At 69.7% G+C, this 17,619-nt stretch carries 7 protein-coding genes; 4 read left to right on the top strand and 3 right to left on the bottom strand.

The features are described from left to right. Window positions 1-105: 105 nt before the first annotated feature. From HQ325_RS08870 to HQ325_RS08860, 3 genes are read left to right on the top strand one after another with little or no spacing between them, the layout of a single operon-like run. Entirely contained in the window at window positions 106-10,641 is a 10,536-nt protein-coding gene (locus tag HQ325_RS08870) for a non-ribosomal peptide synthetase (protein ID WP_222628126.1), read from the top strand. Next, on the top strand, window positions 10,638-11,636 hold the full coding sequence (locus tag HQ325_RS08865; RefSeq protein ID WP_222629230.1) for an ATP-binding cassette domain-containing protein: 999 nt from the start codon (window positions 10,638-10,640) through the stop codon (window positions 11,634-11,636). Before HQ325_RS08870 ends, HQ325_RS08865 begins: the two co-directional genes overlap by 4 nt. After that, on the top strand, window positions 11,633-12,472 hold the full coding sequence (locus tag HQ325_RS08860) for an ABC transporter permease (protein ID WP_308014319.1): 840 nt from the start codon (window positions 11,633-11,635) through the stop codon (window positions 12,470-12,472). Before HQ325_RS08865 ends, HQ325_RS08860 begins: the two co-directional genes overlap by 4 nt. Here HQ325_RS08860 and HQ325_RS08855 read toward each other — a convergent pair. Further along, complete coding sequence (locus HQ325_RS08855) at window positions 12,469-12,735, bottom strand: DUF3017 domain-containing protein (RefSeq protein ID WP_222628594.1); 267 nt, start codon at window positions 12,733-12,735, stop codon at window positions 12,469-12,471. The two genes, HQ325_RS08860 and HQ325_RS08855, sit on opposite strands and share 4 nt — an antisense overlap. Before the next feature lie 56 nt (window positions 12,736-12,791). Then, on the bottom strand, window positions 12,792-13,664 hold the full coding sequence (locus HQ325_RS08850) for a bifunctional methylenetetrahydrofolate dehydrogenase/methenyltetrahydrofolate cyclohydrolase (RefSeq protein ID WP_222628124.1): 873 nt from the start codon (window positions 13,662-13,664) through the stop codon (window positions 12,792-12,794). A gap of 54 nt (window positions 13,665-13,718) precedes the next feature. Here HQ325_RS08850 and HQ325_RS08845 point away from each other — a divergent pair, with 54 nt between their 5' ends. After that, window positions 13,719-14,183: a tRNA (cytidine(34)-2'-O)-methyltransferase gene (locus HQ325_RS08845; RefSeq protein WP_222628121.1), complete on the top strand. Its 465-nt coding sequence runs from the start codon at window positions 13,719-13,721 to the stop codon at window positions 14,181-14,183. Window positions 14,184-14,204: 21 nt separating this feature from the next. Here HQ325_RS08845 and HQ325_RS08840 read toward each other — a convergent pair whose 3' ends face one another. Continuing rightward, window positions 14,205-17,516, bottom strand: coding sequence for an error-prone DNA polymerase (locus HQ325_RS08840; RefSeq protein WP_222628119.1), 3,312 nt, complete (start codon window positions 17,514-17,516; stop codon window positions 14,205-14,207). Window positions 17,517-17,619 lie beyond the last annotated feature (103 nt).

Raw genomic sequence — 17,619 nt, 5'->3', positions numbered from 1 at the left:
TTCTGGTTTGTTAGTGTTCGACATCGTGTGGTCTGCACCGCAGCGCTCGACGCTGCGGTGGCCGAAGGGCCCACCGTGGGGATGCGAGCGAGCCGGGGGAACAGCATGTCGGACGATCACCCGGGCGCGGGCGCGGGACCGGACGACTACACGGAGGTCTTCGACCTCACCCGGGCCCAGCGCGACATGTGGTTGCTGCAGGAACTCGACCCCGAGGTCACCTTCGCCGTCGCGCACTACATGGACATCCGCGGTCCCCTCGACGTCGATCTTCTCGAGCAGGCCATGCGCCTCGCCACCCTCGACACCGGCTCCATGCTCACTCGACTCGTCACCGGTGATTCCGAGGACGAGCGCGTCGACTCCGACGCGCTCCGCCAGCGGCTCGACCTCTCGCTCCTCGACATCGACCTCGATCGCATCGACGTCAGCGACGACGAGTTCCCCGAGGAGGCCGCCGCGGAGATCATGACGGAGTTCACCCGACCCCTCGACATGTATCGCGACGCGTTGGGCTACACCGCCGTCATCACTCTGGCCGAGGATCACCACTACTGGTACGCCCGCGGTCATCACGTGGCCATCGACGGCTACGGGGCGTCGGTCGCCGCTGCCCGCACTGCCGAGATCTACACCGCGCTGGTGCGCGGTGAGGATCCGCCTCCGTCGCGAGCGCGGCATCCACGCGCCTTCGCGGACGCGGAGGCGCGATACCGAGCCTCGTCGCGATACGAGCGCGACCGAGCGCACTGGGCCGGTCTGCGCGACGTGCTCGGCGACCCTGTCTCGGTGTCGGGTCGCGTCGCACCACCGTCCGCGTTCAACCACCGTTGCGACACCCTGCTCGGCACCGCCGCCGATCGGATCGTGCACGACGCAGCGGAGCGACACGGATCCACCGTCGCCGTCGTCGTCGCCGCCGCGTTCGCGGCGTTCCTGGCACGCGTCACCGACACCCCCGACGTCGTGTTGACGATGCCGATGGCCGCGCGCGTGACGTCGTGGATGCGCGAATCGGCCTCCATGGTCGCCAACGCCGTACCCGTCCCCGCGCACTGCGGCGGCGGCGTCGACATCGGCTCGGTCGTCCGCGAGGTCGGGCACCGCGTCAGCGAATCACTCCGTCACCAGTTGCTTCCCGCCTCCGAGATCGCACATCTGCTCGGCGTTCCCGGTATCACCCTCGGTCCCACGATCAACCTCATGATGTTCGGCGAACGCGTTCTGCTGGGCGACATCCCCGCGGACCTCGAGTTGCTGACCTCCGGACCGACCGCAGACATGGCCGTGACGGTGCACGAGAGCACCACCACGGGTCGCCTGCGGGTGGACCTCGAGGGCAACCCCGCCCTGTACACGGCGGACGAACTGGTCGTGCACAGCGAACGATTCGCCCGCTTCCTCGTCGATTTCGCCGAGGCCGACGTCGACACCCCGCTGCGTGCGCTGTCCCTCGTGACCGACGAGGACCGCGCCGCCATCCTCCCGGCACTCGATCCTCTGGTGCCGCCGTTCGCGACGTTCGCCGACATCCTCACGCACGGACTGGTGCTGGGTGAAGAGGTACCCGCCGTCGTCGACGGCGACGTCGTACTCTCCTACGCCGAACTCGACCGTCGCTCGGACGAACTCGCACGGGAGCTGCTCGACCTCGGTATCGGTCCGGACATCATGGTCGTGTCCGCTCTTCCTCGCTCGCACGCGTCCGTCACCTCCGCCTGGTCCATCGCCAAGGCGGGCGGCGCGTACGTGCCGGTCGATCCCGCTCTGCCGTCCGACCGGATCAGCACGATCGTCGAGGACAGCGGCGCACTGGTCGGTCTCACCACCAGCGCTCTGGTGTCGTCACTTCCCTCACAGGTCGAATGGGTGCTGGTCGACGAGGACAGGGCGTCTCTCGCCGGCGCGGGTCTCGTGGGAGCGCGTCGCCCCGGACCGGACGACCTCGCCTACGTCATCTACACCTCCGGCAGCACCGGAACGCCGAAGGGTGTCGCGGTGACGCACCGGGGCTTCGCCGCGATGACCTACGCCGCCGTGTCGGCGCATCGCCTGCCTCGCGGCGCACGCGTGATGCACTTCGTCTCACCGGGTTTCGATGCGTCGGTGCTGGAGATGGTCCTCGCCTTCGGGTCCGGCGGCACGCTGGTCGTCGTGCCGACCGACGTGCACGGCGGCGAGGAACTGGCCCGGGTGCTCGATGCCCAGCGCATCGACGCCGGCTTCATCACGCCCTCCGCCCTCGCCACCGTTCCCGTGCCGCCAGGCGCGGGTCCACGTGCCATCGGAGTCGGCGGGGACGTCGTTCCGGCCGCCCTGGTCGACGAGTGGGCGCCCGGACGCCGGATGGTCAACGTGTACGGCCCCACGGAGAGCACGGTGGCCGTGACGTTCGGTCCACTGGTCGCCGAGCACGAGGTGGAACTGGGTTCACCCTTCCCGGGCATCCGCGCCTTCGTCCTCGACAGCTCTCTCGCCCTGACGCCGCCGGGATGTGTGGGAGAGCTCTACCTCGGCGGTACCGGCATCGCTCGCGGGTACCTCGGCCGCACCGCCCTCACCTCCGAGCGCTTCGTCGCCGATCCCTTCGGACACTCGGACAGGCTCTATCGCACAGGCGATCTGGTGAAGTGGACCTCCCGCGGCACCCTCGTCTACCTGGGACGCAAGGACAGCCAGGTGAAGGTGCGCGGGTTCCGCATCGAGCTCGGCGAGATCGAGGAGGCGCTGCGCGCGCTCTCCGACGTCGCGGACGCCGCCGTGGTGGTGCGCGGCGACGGCACCCTCCGGACACTCGAGGGTTATGTACGCATGACGCATGCAGGAGCCGTCGCCGAGACGCTGCTCGACGATCTCGCCCTGCTGCTCCCCCACTACATGGTGCCGAATCGGCTCACGATCCTCGACGAGATGCCGCTGACGCCCAACGGGAAGATCGATCGACGACGCCTGCCCGAACCGCGCGCCCGCGAGAGTCGTCCCGCGCGCGCTCCGGAATCGGACAACGAACTCCTGGTGGCGAGCGTCCTCGCCGACGTCCTCGGGCTGGACGACGTGGCCGCCACGGACGACTTCTTCGAACTGGGCGGCAACTCCCTCCTCGCCACGAGAGTCGCCGCGCGCATCTCGGCGGTCGGGGGCCATGCCCTCGGCGTCCGCGAGGTGTTCCGGCACCCCGTGGTCGAAGCGCTGGCACTGCACCTCGACGACGGCGCTCCGTCGACCGGTGACCGGAGTGGGCCCGCTCCCGTCGACCGGTCCGCACCGATTCCCGCGTCGCCGTCCCAGCGCAGCATGTGGTGGATCGAGCAGTACCGGCCGTCGGCCACCTACCACGTGCCGCTCGCCCTGCGCGTCACCGGCTCGTTCTCGGTCGAGGCCGCGCGGACCGCGCTCCTCGACGTCCTGGATCGTCACGAGAGCCTGCGTACGCTCTTCGACCGCGACGACCTCGTCGACGGCCCCGTGCAGCGCGTCCTGGACATCGACACCGCCACAGCCCTGTTCGATGTCGACGTGCTCGACGCTCCGGACTCGGACGACGTCCTCCCCACGCTGGCGGACGTCGCCTCCCGCCCCTTCGACCTCGCAGTCGATCTGCCTCTGCGCGCCCGCATCGTCCGCGTCGCGGGTACGTCCGGGCACGCGACCGATCACGTCCTGGCTCTCGTTCTCCACCACGTGTGTGTCGACGGGTGGTCGCTCGGCGTGCTGGCCACCGATCTCGTCGTCGCGTACTCCGCGCGGCTCGAGGGCCATGCTCCGACGTGGCCTCCGTTGCCCGTGCAGTACGCCGACGCCTCCGAATGGAAGCGGCTGGCACTGGGGTCGGCGGACGACCCCGAGTCGGCCCTGTCGGCGTCCGCCACCTGGTGGACGACCACGCTCGCCGATCTTCCGGACGTCCCCACCCCGGGTGCCGATCGTCCGCGTCGCGCGGAGCCGTCCGGACACGGCGCGACGGTGTCCGTCGTCCTGGACGGCGACCGTGGAGTGCACGTCGACGCCCTCGCCCGCCGAGTCGGACTGTCCCACTTCATGATCGTGCACGCCGCTCTCGTCCTGGTCCTGAGTCGGTCGGGAGCAGGCGACGACGTCACCATCGGTACCGCCGTCGCCGGGCGTGATCACCCGGACCTCGACGGAGTCGTCGGCATGTTCGTCAACTCCGTGGTGCTGCGCACCGTGGTCGACGGCGCTGCGACCGTCGCCGACCATCTGGACGCCGTGCGGGCAGCCGATCTGGACGCGATGGCGCACGCGGACATGCCTTTCGACACCCTCGTCGACCTCCTCGACCCACCGCGCACCCCTGGCCGACACCCGCTGTTCGACGTCATGCTCACCACCCGGAGCACGCCGGACACGTCGGGCACGGTGGGCGATGCTCGGGTGACCGCCCAGGGGATCGACGTCGCGCGAGCCAAGTACGACCTCGAGCTGGTGCTCGACGAGTCCCCGGGGCACACCGGCCCTCGGTCGAGCATCGATCTCACCTATGCCACCGACCTCTTCGACGAGCGCACCGCCCGCGCGATGCTCGATCGACTCCTGGCCGTGCTCGACGCGATCTCCGCCGAGCCCGACGCGCTCCTCTCCGACATCGACGTCCTGCTGGCGTCCGAACGCGTGGCGACCGTGCCGATGCGCGAACGTGCGAGAGTGCGGTCGGTGGAGTCGACCTCCGCGCTCGACTCTCTCCTGGCGCAGCACGCCGCGGCCACGCCGGATGCGGTGGCCGTCATCGAGGGCGAACGCCGGACCACCTACGCGGAGCTCGAGACGCTCGTCGCCCGCGGTGCGGCGCGCCTGGTGGACAACGGAGTCTCCGCCGACACACGCGTCATCGGCCTGCTGCGACGTTCCACCGACTCGGTGGCCGCCATTCTCGCCGTCTCTCGGGCCGGCGGCGCGATCGTGCCCGTCGATCCCGACTACCCGGCGGATCGTCGCTCGTTCATGGTGCGCGACAGCAAGACCCTGCACGCCGTGTGCTCCGATCCCGCCGACGTCCCCAGTGACGGCTTCCTGTGGTCCACGACGGACTCGTTGCTCGCCGAGGAGAACGTCCCTGCGTGTCCCGACGACGGCGACTGGCAGATCCCACTCGGTTGCGCGGCCTACGTCACCTACACCTCGGGAACGACGGGGCGCCCCAAGGGTGTCCAGGTCACCCGCCAGGGCTACGCGAACATCACGAGCGAGCTGGTACGTGCCTACGGGGCGGACCCGAACGCCCGCGTGCTCGCGTTCGCCTCCCCCAGTTTCGATGCCTCGATGCTCGAACTCGGCCTCGCCCTCGGATCCGGTGGAACGCTGGTCGTCGTGCCACCGGGAGTCGTGGGCGGCACGGAACTGGCGACGCTGCTGCGCCGCCACGACGTGACTCACTGCTTCCTCACCCCGTCCGTCCTGTCGACTCTGTCCGCCGACGAACTCGCCCCCGGCGACCCGGTGTTGCTGTCCGCCCTCGGCGTCGGCGGCGAGAACTTCGGCTCGGATCTGCTCGACTCGGTCGCGCCCGGACGCGCCGTGATCAACATCTACGGGCCCACCGAGACCGCGATCTGCACGCACGCCAGGACGCTGCACGAGGGCGACGACGTCGGGCTCGGGCGCCCCGTCGCCGGGATGCGGGCGACCGTGCTCGACACCTCGCTGCGACCGGTCCTGCCCGGAGTGGAGGGTGAACTGCACCTCGCCGGAGTACAACTCGCACGGGGCTACCTCGACCGGCCGGGCCTCACGGCGACGCGCTTCGTCGCCGATCCCTTCGGCCCGCCGGGAAGCCGGACCTACCGCACCGGCGACCTGGCACGGTGGACCTTCGCAGCGGAACCCGACAGCAGCGAACCGGTCGTCCGCATCACCGGTCGCAGCGACTTCCAGGTCAAGATCCGTGGTCTACGGATCGAGCTCGGTGAGATCGACGCCGTGCTCGGGTCGGCACCGGGTGTCGGTGGAGCCGTCACGCTGACGACGCCCGGACCCACCGGCGAGACCCTGCTCGTGTCGTTCGTCCACCCCGTCGTCGCCGACTCGGCCGGCCCGGTGTCGGATCAGCTGCGGTCGAGCGAGCTGCTGCGTCTCGCCCGCACTCGACTTCCCCGCCACATGGTGCCCACCTCGATCGTCGTCCTCGACGCGTTCCCACTGACACCGGTGGGCAAGCTCGACCGAGCCGCGCTGCCGGTTCCCTCGGTCCTCGTCGACGACGACGACCGCGCACCCGTCACCCCCGCAGAGGTGGCCGTCGCGGGTGTGCTCGCGCAGGTCCTGGGTCTCGAGCGCGTCGGTGTGACAGCGGACTTCTTCGCGCTCGGCGGGACCTCGCTGACCGCGACGCGGTACGCCGCACGCCTCACCGAGGTCACCGGTGTACCCGTGGCCGTACGCACCATCTTCGACCGGCCCACCGTCGCCGAGCTCGCCGAACTTCCCGACTTCGCCGACGTGACCGCAGATCTCGACGCACCCCGGGCGTCGGCCTCGACGGCGAGAGCGGCGCGGCCCGATCCCGTCCCGCTGTCACCCGCGCAGCTGTCGATGTGGTTCTCGTCGAAGGTGGCGAGCACCGCCACGGCGTACACGATCGTGGCCGGCCTCCTCGTGGAGGGCGCGCTCGACGTCGACGCCGTCGGTGCGGCCGTGAACGACGTGATCGCGCGACACGAATCGCTGCGCACCGTGTACCCCACGGTCGCGGGCGAACCGGTGCAGGTGGTCCTCGACGCCGCCCCCGTCACCGTCCATCTGGTGACACCGTCCGGAGACGATCTCGATCCCTCGTCCCCCCGAGTGCAGGCGGCGCTCGACGAGCTGGCCCGTCGACGCTTCGATCTCGCCACCGAGGCTCCCGTCCGCGCCGTCGTGGTGCGCTTGTCGGAGCACACCCACGTCGTCGGCGTAGCGGTCCATCACATCGCCGCAGACGGCGAATCGGTGACACCGCTGACCACCGATCTGCTGCTGGCCTACGAGGCTCGGCGCACCGGTGTCGCACCGGTGTGGCCCACGGAGCCGGTGCAGTACATCGATCACTCCCTGGCGCTGGCACTCTCGGTGGGAAGCGCGGACCACACCCGTGCCGTCGACTTCTGGCGGTCGGCGTTGGACGGCGCTCCCCCCGTGCACCCGGTCCCACTGGACAGCCCGCGTCCCGACCGACCCACCGGCCGCGCCGACGTCGTCGACGCGGTCCTGAGCCCGCAGGTCCGCTCCCGCGTGCTCGCCTACGCCACTGATCGCCGCGGCACCGAGTTCATGGTGGTGCACGCCGCGCTGGCCGCGGTGCTCGCCGCACACACCCCCGGAATCGACCCACTGCTGGGAACGGCGGACATCGTCGTCGGCACCCCGTACGCGGACCGCGCCGGAGCCGAGTCGATGGTCGGCATGGCCGTGAACACTCTCGCGTTGCGTGCGTCGGTGTCCTTGGCATCCACCTTCGAGGAGACCGTCGACCTGGTGCGGGATCGCGATCTCGCCGCGCTCGACCATGCAGCGGTCCCGTTCGAGACGCTGGTGTCGACCCTGCAGCCCGAACGCCATCCGGCACGCCACCCGATCGTGCAGATCATGCTGTCGGTCCACGCGGCACCGCCGCTACACCTCGATCTCGGCGGACGCACCGTCTCCGCACTTCGCCTGCCCGTCGAGAGATCCGCGTTCGATCTCGTCGTGACCGTTCGCGCACGGACCGACGGGGGCGCCGACGTGTCGGTCACGTATGCGCGAGACCTGTTCCTGCCCAGCACCGCTCGTCATCTGGCCGACGCAGTGGTGGACACCCTGGACCGCGCCACGTCCGATCCCGCACTGTCGATCGCGAGCCTCACGGGCCCGTCCCGCCTCCCGTCCGAGACGGAGTTCCTCGACGCCCTCCTCGAGCGGGTGGCGAGTGACTCCCCGGAGCGTCTCGCCGTGGTCGCCCCCGAGGGCACTCACACCTATCGTGAACTCCTCACCGCCGCAGACGTTCTCGCCGACCGACTCCGCGCGGCCGGCGCCGGGCCCGGACGCACCGTGGCGCTCGCGATGAGCCGGTCCGCGACCTCGGTGACGGCGTTCTGGGCCGTCGCGAGAACCGGCGCGACGATACTGCCTCTCGATCCGACCTACCCCGAGGAACGTCTGAGGTACATCCTCGGGGACGCGACACCCATACTGGCGTTGCGTACAGCCTCGGATCCCGTGGTCGCGCCGGACGCGGCCCGGTGGTGGACCCTCACCGCGGACGGCGATGTCGACCACACCTCCGCACCCGCCGCACCACCACCGGGGACGCTTCGGCGCAGCCTGGACGACGTCGCCTACCTCGTCTACACCTCGGGAACGACCGGACGCCCGAAACCCGTGGGTGTCACTCACCGCGGACTCGAGAGTCTCGCCGTCGCCCTCGGAACGGCCTTCGACACCGACCGGACCTCTCGCGTCCTGCACGCGGCCTCCCCGGGATTCGACGCGGCGATTCTCGAGATGCTGCTGACGGTGATCCGCGGATCGACGTCCGTGGTCGCGCCGCCCGCCGCGTACGCCGGCAGGGCGCTCGAAAGTCTTCTCGAGCGTGAGCACGTGGACGTGCTGTTCCTGACTCCCGCGGCGTTGGCCACCCTGGATCCGCACACCGTGTCCGGCGTGCGGTCGGTGGGCACGGGCGGCGAGGCGCTTCCGGCGGCACTTCTCGAGGCCTGGGCACCGGGGCGCCGCATGATCAACGCCTACGGCCCCAGCGAGACCACGGTGGCGGCGACGATGGGCGTCCAGCGCGCCGGCCGCGCACCCCACATCGGGCTCGCCGTGCCCGGGACCGCCCTGCGCGTGCTCGACACGAGGCTCACGGAGGTCGCCGACGGCGACGTGGGTGAGCTGTACGTCTCCGGACCCGGAGTGGCACAAGGTTATCCGGGGCGCCCGGGGCTCACGGCGGCACGCTTCGTGGCCGACCCGTCGGGTCGGCCGGGCGGCAGGACGTACCGCACGGGCGACCTGGTGCGAGTCGCTTCCGACGGCATGGTCGAGATGACGGGCCGATCGGACACCCAGAGGAAGATCCGCGGTGTCCGCATCGAACCCGCCGAGGTGGAGGCCGTGCTGGCCGCACACCCCGCGGTGACATCGGTGGCCGTCGTCGTCGAGGAGAACTCGGTCGGCGCGGCGCTCGCGGCACACGTCACCGTCCGCGGCACCGTCGACTCCGCGGCCCTGCGCAGTTTCGCCGCCGAGAAGCTCCCTCGCGCCCTCGTGCCCGCGACGGTCACCGTGCACGCGTCGTTGCCGCGCACCGCGCACGGCAAGGTCGACCGACGCGCACTGCTCATTCCCCTGGGCCGGCTGGAACCGTTGGCCCCGCATCACCTGAGCACCGCTCCCGCCCGTACGACCACCGCCACGGCGATCGCGCCCGCTCGCTCGCTGCTCGACACCGTGCGGGGCGTCTTCGCCGACGTGCTCGGCCTCGACACCGTCGGCCCGGACGACGATTTCTTCGCCCTCGGCGGGAACTCCCTCGCCGCGGTGCGGGTCATGGACGTGCTGCGCGAGCGCGTCCAGTCCGACGGCGATACCGACGTCGATCCCGACTCCGTCGACGTCACCTGGTTCTTCGACGCAGCCACCCCGGCTGCGTTGTCCGCTCGCTTACAGGAGCTGATCATGCTCGACGACAACCACGGCGCCCGAGGCGACGGCGGCAGCCACGCGAACGGCTCCTCCTCGAACGGCTCCGGCACCAACGGCTCCGGCACCAACGGGTCCACCACCAACGGGTCCACCTCCAAGGCAGGGTCACACGCAGCGCCCCCACCGGTGGCCGAGCCGTCGGCCCGCACCCCGAGGCCGCCGGTCCGCCGCACCAGCACCGACTCGGTGCTGCCGCTGCGCGCCGGCGACGAGGGTGTGACTCCCCTCATCTGTGTGCATCCGGCCATCGGGCTCTCCTGGAGCTACACCGGACTCCTGCCGCACCTCGACCCGTCGATCCCGGTGCTGGGTCTGCAAGCCCGCGGTATCGGCATCCCCGCACCCGAGCCGGCGTCGGTCTCGGAGATCGCGCGCGACTACGTCAACACCGTGCGCGCCCAGTTCCCCGCGGGACCGTACCGACTCCTCGGGTGGTCTCTCGGCGGACTCATCGCCCATGCGATGGCAGTGGAGATCGAGAAGCTCGGCGACGAGGTCGAACTGTTCGTCATGGACGCGTATCCCCTCGCGGACAGCGGTCACCCGCGGACCGAGATGTCGGTGGCGTCACTGATGCGCGAATTCCTTCCCCTCGAGGTGACCGTCGACGACGACATCGACCTCGACGAGGCCATCGCCATGATTCGAGCCGCGGGCGGACCGACAGCTCACCTCGACGAGGGTCAGATGCGACGTCTGTACGAGCGCTATCGGCTGTTCGTCGACCTCGGTCACGACCACACCCCGGAACGCTTCTCGGGTGATCTCCACTTCTTCTCCGCGACCGTGGATTCCGATCCCACCCTCACACCGTGGGCATGGCGCCGCCACATCGCCGGGTCGATCACCGACTACCCCGTCGACGTCCCGCACAACGCGATGGGTACGCCCGAGGCGCTGGCCGTCGTCGCACGCCGCCTCGGCGGCGTGCGTCCGGCGCTGCTCGCCGGTGTCCGGTGACCGCCGGACTCTCCGGAGGAGCGACCCTCGCCGTCGACGTCCGATCTCTGGTCAAGGACTACACGGGACGACGCAACACCCACCGCGCCCTCGACGGCGTCGACCTCACGGCCGCCGCCGGACAGGTCACCGCGGTGCTGGGCCCCAACGGCGCGGGTAAGACCACCACCGTGCGGATCGTCGCGACGCTCATCCGACCCACGTCGGGTTCCGTACACGTGGCAGGAGTGGACGCCGTGCGGGACCCCCGTACCGTGCGCGGGCTCATCGGGCTGTCCGGCCAGTACGCCGCTGTCGACGGCAGGCTCACCGGCTACGAGAATCTGCGGATGCTCGGACGGCTCTACGGCCTCAGCGGACATGACGCACGCGCGCGGGCACGGGAGCTGCTCACCCGGTTCCGGCTCGACGACACCGGAACGCGTTCGGTGTCCACGTTCTCCGGTGGAATGCGACGCCGACTCGACCTGGCCGGCGCACTGGTGGCTCGGCCACCGCTCATCGTGTTGGACGAACCCACCACCGGTCTCGATCCCCGCAGCCGAAACGACATGTGGGACATCGTGACCGACCTCAAGGCGGACGGAACGGCTGTGTTGCTCACCACCCAGTACCTCGAAGAGGCCGACAGACTGGCCGACGCGATCGTCGTCGTCGACGGCGGTGTCGTCGTGGCCAGGGGCACCCCGTCCGATCTGAAGTCGCGCGTCCGTCCGCCGTCGGTCGAGGTGCGCCTCGCCGACCCTCGTGACCTGCGCCTTGCAGCGGATCTGCTTCCGCGGATGAACTTCCGCGTGCACCGCGCCTCCGCGTCCGCCGGGTGGTTCACCGTGGACGCACCGTGGGGCAGCGAATCCATGGTCGACGTGCTGAGTCGCCTGCACGGCACCGGCATCCGCGTCGGCGACGCGCGGGTGAACGTGCCCGATCTCGACGACGTCTTCTTCCAGTCGACCGGCAACTCGTCACCGACCCTCTCGACGGCGAACGCGTGACCGCGCCGACGGTCGCGGGTCGCGCGGTGCGGGAGCAGAACTTCTCCAGCTTCCTCGTCGACTGCGTGACCATGACGCAGCGCAACCTGCTGACCATTCTCCGGGTCCCACAGTTGTTGCTCGGGGCGACGATCCAGCCCCTGATGTTCGTCCTGCTGTTCAGCTACGTCTTCGGCGGAGCACTGGGTGGTGCCACCTATCGCGAGTTCCTGATGGGTGGCATCTTCACGCAGACCGTCGTGTTCAGTGCCGCGTTCACGGCCATCGGCCTCGCGACGGACAGCAAGGAGGGCATCGTCGACAGGTTCCACTCCTTGCCGATGTCACGCCTGTCCATCGTGCTGGGGCGCACCCTCTCCGACATGCTCGTGTCGGTGATCAGTATCGCCGTGATGATCGGCGCCGGTTACGCCGTCGGGTGGCGTATCCGCGGGAGCGCTCTCGACGCGCTGGGCGCGGTACTGCTGCTGATGTTCTTCGGCTTCGCCATGTCGTGGATCGGCGCCGTGGTCGGTTCCGTCGCCAGCACGGCGGAGAGCGCCCAGAGCGCGCTCATGATCATTCTGTTCCCGATCACGTTCATCTCGTCCGCGTTCGTGCCGTCCTCGACGCTGCCGGGTCCGCTCCGGGCTGTCGCACAGTGGAATCCGATCACCTCGGTGGCGCGATCGACACGCGAGTCCTTCGGCAATCCCACTGCACCGTCCGTCGCGATCCGCGAACCGATCAACTGGGCGTCGACACACCCGATGCTGTACTCGGTGATCGTCTCGCTGCTGATCCTCGCGATCTTCGTCCCGTTGACGTTGCGGGTGACCCGCTCGCGCGAGGGCTAGTCCGTTCCGAGCGGATCGATCGAGACGGCGAGCCACACCACCGCGCTGCCCACGGCTGCCAAGGAGAAGGTGTCGAACGCGCGCGACCGTACGGCCAGGATCCCGACGCGTTCGCTGCCGAGGCACAGTCGGCACGCCGCGGCGATCAGGGTCGCGACACCGAAGACGAACGCGCCGCGACGCCACCGGTCGGCGAGCACCAGGACCACGGCGACGACGATCACCAGCACGACGGCGACCACCGGGATGCTGCGCCGGAACATGTCCCGCGCCGGCCTCCGTCGCGTCGGTCCCCCGACAGCCGACCCGAGCCGGCCTCTCATGACGAGACCGACTCCGATGCGGCCAGCATGCGCTCCGCGCGCTCGACGACGTTACTCAGCAGGAACGCGCGCGTGAGGGGTCCGACGCCGCCGGGGTTCGGGGACAGGAAGCCGGCGACCTCGTCGACACCGTCGGCCACGTCGCCGCGCAGTCCGTCGTCGGTGCGTGAGACACCGACGTCGATCACAGCGGCACCGGGCTTGATCATGTCCGGGGTGATGAGCCCGACGACACCGGCGCCGGCGACGACGATGTCGGCCCGCCGCACCTCGGTGGCCAGGTCACGGGTACCGGTGTGGCACAGCGTCACCGTGGCGTTCTCGGAGCGTCGCGTGAGGATCAGACCGAGTGGCCGGCCGACAGTGACTCCGCGTCCAACCACGACGACGTGGGCTCCGGCGATCGGAACGTCGTACCGACGCAGGAGGTGCACGATCCCGCGCGGAGTGCACGGCAGGGTGGAGTCCTCGCCCAGCACCAGGCGGCCGAGGTTCACGGGATGGAGGCCGTCGGCGTCCTTCTCCGGATCGACGCGCTCGAGGGCGCGGTTCTCGTCGAGGTGCTTCGGCAGCGGTAACTGCACGATGTAGCCGGTGCACGCCGGATCCGCGTTCAGTCCGTCGATGACGGCGTCGAGTTCCTCGCTCGAGACGTCCGCGGGCAGGTCGCGTCGCAGGGAGGCGATGCCCACCTTGGCGCAGTCGTTGTGCTTGCCGCGCACGTAGGCAGCGGAGCCGGGGTCGTCGCCCACCAGCACGGTGCCGAGCCCGGGTGTCACGCCGCGCTCCCGCAGCGCCGTCACGCGCGCGGTGAGGTCGACGAAGATCTCGTCGCGGGTGAGTTTGCCGTCCAGTCGCGTTGCGGTCACGCCACATAGTTTCCCACGCTCGGGCAGGTGGGTGGGACGTGGCAGTCTGATCAGGTGTTCCGTCTGATGTTCCACGAACCGCGTATCCCGCAGAACACGGGAAACGCCATCCGCCTGGTCGCCGGTACGGGGTGTGAGCTGCACCTGATCGAACCGCTCGGCTTCGACCTGTCCGAGCCCAAGCTGCGGCGCGCCGGCCTCGACTACCACGACCTGGCGTCGGTCACGGTGCACCCGAACCTCGAGGCGGCGTGGGACACCCTCGCGCCCGAGCGGGTCTTCGCCTTCACCGCCCATGCCACCACGTCCTACGCGTCGGTGTCGTACCAGCCCGGCGACGTGTTGTTGTTCGGGCCCGAGCCCACCGGCCTCGCACCGGAGGTACTGGCCGACGAGCACGTGACCGACCGCCTACGTATTCCGATGCTGGCGGGGCGCCGGTCGATGAACATCACCAACGCCGCGTCGGTCGTGGTCTACGAGGCGTGGCGTCAATGCGACTTCGAGGGCAGCGTCTGACGGTCGGGACAGACCGAAGGATCAGCGGAAGTCTCGCGAACGCAGGAGGACGCGGAGGTCCAGCGTCTCGAGCTTGTCGGCCACCAGCGTCACGACGCCCTCGGCGTTCTGCACGATGCCCCGGATGAACAGGGCCTGCGACAACTGCGCCGCCGAGCGGTACTTCTGCCACAGTCCCACCGAGCAGACCACGTTGATCATCCCCGTCTCGTCCTCGAGGTTGATGAACGTGACGCCCGCCGCGGTGGCCGGACGTTGGCGGTGGGTGACCGCCCCGGCCACGAGCACCCGATCTCCGTCGGCCACCGACAGCAGGCGGTCGGCGGGGACGACATCCATCTCGTCGAGCCGCTCGCGCAGGAACTGGGTGGGGTAGCTGTCGGGCGAGACACCGGTGGCCCAGATGTCCGCGGCGGCCAACTCCCACGCACTCATTCCCGGGAGCGACGGCGCGCGGGTGGACGCACCCAGCGCCGGGAGTCGATCGGGGCGTTCGGCTGCGGCGGCACCGGCTGCCCACAGCGCCTCTCGACGTGTCACACCGAAACACGCCAGGGCGCCGGCGGTGGCGAGGGACTCTGCTTGCGTGACGGAGAGTTCGACACGTCCGGTGAGATCGAGCAGAGACGTGAACTGCCCGCCGGACTCCCGCGCCGCCACGATCTTCTCGGCCAACGCCGTCCCGATGGACCGCACGTCGGACAATCCGAGGCGCACCTCGGTGCCGTCGTTCTCGACCGTGGCATGGGCGAGACTGGCACGGACGTCGGGCCCGTGCACCAGGACACCGTGCCGTCGAGCGTCGGCCACCAACGATTGCGGCGAGTAGAAACCCATCGGCTGGGCGCGGAGCAGCCCGGCACAGAACGCCGCCGGGTGATGCAGCTTGAACCACGACGAGTAGAAGACCAGCGACGCGAAGCTCTGCGAATGACTCTCGGGGAAGCCGAAATTGGCGAAGGCGTAGAGCTTGTCGAAGATGCGGTCGGCCTTGGCGCCGGTGATGCCGTGCAGGTCGCGCATCCCGTCGTAGAAACGCTGACGCATGCGGTCCATCTTCTCCGGACTGCGCTTGGACCCCATGGCCCGACGCAGTTGGTCCGCCTCGGTGGCCGAGAACCCCGCGACGTCGACGGCCATCTGCATCAACTGTTCCTGGAACAACGGGACACCCAGTGTGCGTTCGAGAGCACGTTCGAGCGAGGGATGGTCGAACGTCACGGGCTCGAGTCCGTTACGTCGCCGGACGTAGGGATGCACCGAATGTCCTTGGATCGGACCGGGTCTGATGAGGGCGACCTCGACGACCAGGTCGTAGAACTCCCGCGGCTTGAGGCGAGGGAGCGTCGCCATCTGGGCCCGCGACTCCACCTGGAAGACACCGACCGAATCGGCGCGCTGCAGCATCTCGTAGACCGCGGCCTCGCCGAGATCGAGTTCGGCGAGGTCGACGTGCAGTCCCTTGTGCTCCTTCACCAGGTCGATCATGTAGTGCAGCGCCGAGAGCATGCCGAGACCGAGCATGTCGAACTTCACCAGACCCACTGCGGCACAGTCATCCTTGTCCCACTGCAGCACGGTGCGGTTCTCCATGCGCGCCCACTCGACGGGGCACACGTCGGCGATCGGCCGATCGCAGATCACCATGCCGCCGGAGTGGATGCCGAGATGCCGCGGGAAGTTCTCGATCTGCGCGGCCAGCTCCAGCACCGGCAGCGGGATCGTGGTCTCGCGGGCCTCGGCAGACAGGTCGCGGCCCGGCACGCCGGACCAGCGGGTGATCTGCTTACTCCACGCGTCCTGCTGCCCTTGCGATGCACCCAGCGCTCGGGCCATGTCCCGCACGGAGGACTTGCCGCGATAGGTGATCACGTTGGCCACCTGCGCCGCGTACCCGCGCCCGTACTTGGCGTAGACGTGCTGGATGGCCTCTTCCCGACGGTCGGATTCGATGTCCACGTCGATGTCGGGTGGGCCGTCGCGCTCGACGGAGAGGAACCGTTCGAACAGCAACCCGTTACGCACGGGGTCGACGTTGGTGATGCCGATGGCATAGCAGACAGCAGAGTTCGCCGCGGATCCTCGCCCCTGACACAGGATGTCGGCCCGCTTGCAGAAGTCGACGATGTCGTGGACCACGAGGAAGTAGCCGGGGAAGTCGAGTTCGGTGATGACGGCGAGTTCGCGGTCGATCTGGGCGTAGGCCGCAGGTTCGTCCTCGCGTCGACCGTAGCGTCGCTCGGCCCCGCGCATCGTCAACTCGTGGAGCCACGTGATCTCGGTGTGGCCCTCCGGCACGTCGAACGGCGGCAGCTGCGGCGCGATGAGGTGCAGGTCGAACGCGCACTCCTCCCCCAGCGCCGCGGCGTGGGACACGGCGGTGGGATAGGCGGAGAACAACTGCGCCATTTCTGCGCCGGAGCGCAGGTGCGTCCCACCGAGAGGCGGAAGCCAGCCCGACGCGTCGTCGAGGCTGCGGCGCGAGCGCACCGCCGCCATCGCCATGGCCAGTCGCCGACGGCCGGGCCGCGCGAAGTGCGCCGACGTGGTGGCGATGACCGGGAGCGAGAGACGCGCGGCGATGTCCGCGAGGACGTCGTTGCGGTCGTCGTCCTCCGCGATTCCCTGACGGGTCAGCTCCACCGTGACCCGGTCCCGACCGAACCTGTCGACGAGTTCCCGTAGTGCCTGCTCTGCCGCCGCCGGCCCGCTCTCGGTCAGCGCACGCCGCACACTGCCCTTCCTGCACCCCGTCAGGATCTGCCAGTGCCCACCCGCTGCGTCGGCCAGCGCATCGATGTCGTAGCGCGGACGCCCCTTCTCACCCCCGGCGAGATGGGCGGTGGCGATCTCCCGGGAGAGACGTCGGTAGCCTTCCTGCCCACGAGCGAGTACCAGCAGATGAGTGCCGTCCGGATCGGCTGCGCCGGTGCGTGATTCGGTCGGCATACCCGTCTCCCCCAGGGAGAGTTCGGAGCCGAAGACCGTCTTCATGTCCAGCTCGCGCGCCGCTTCGGCGAAGCGCACGACGCCGTACATGCCGTCGTGATCGGTCAGCGCGATGGCGTCCAGACCCAGCCGTACGGCCTCCTCGACCATCTCCTCCGGCTGGGAGGCTCCGTCGAGAAAGCTGAAGGACGAGTGGGCGTGCAGTTCCGCGTAGGGAACGGTGTCACGCGGCCGCACCACCGCACCCTCGTAGGGATCCCGCTTGCGCGACCACGCCGGACTGTCACCGCCGTCGCCCATCGCGAGCGGATCGATGACACGAGGCTTGCCCGAGAGCAACCGCTCCATCTCGGTCCACGTGGGCGGTCCGTCGTTCCATCCCATCACGCACCCTCGTCCGCTTGCTGGAGAACTTGTGTTCGAACGTATGTTCCCATTGGATCACCACCCGCCCCCGACGGCAAGTCCGTTTGAGGAACGGACGAAA

It is taken from the genome of Rhodococcus sp. BP-349, from assembly GCF_019835845.1.
Lineage (GTDB): Bacteria > Actinomycetota > Actinomycetes > Mycobacteriales > Mycobacteriaceae > Rhodococcoides.
Note: the sequence above shows the minus strand (reverse complement) of the source record. Positions and strands in the feature narration are given on the sequence as shown.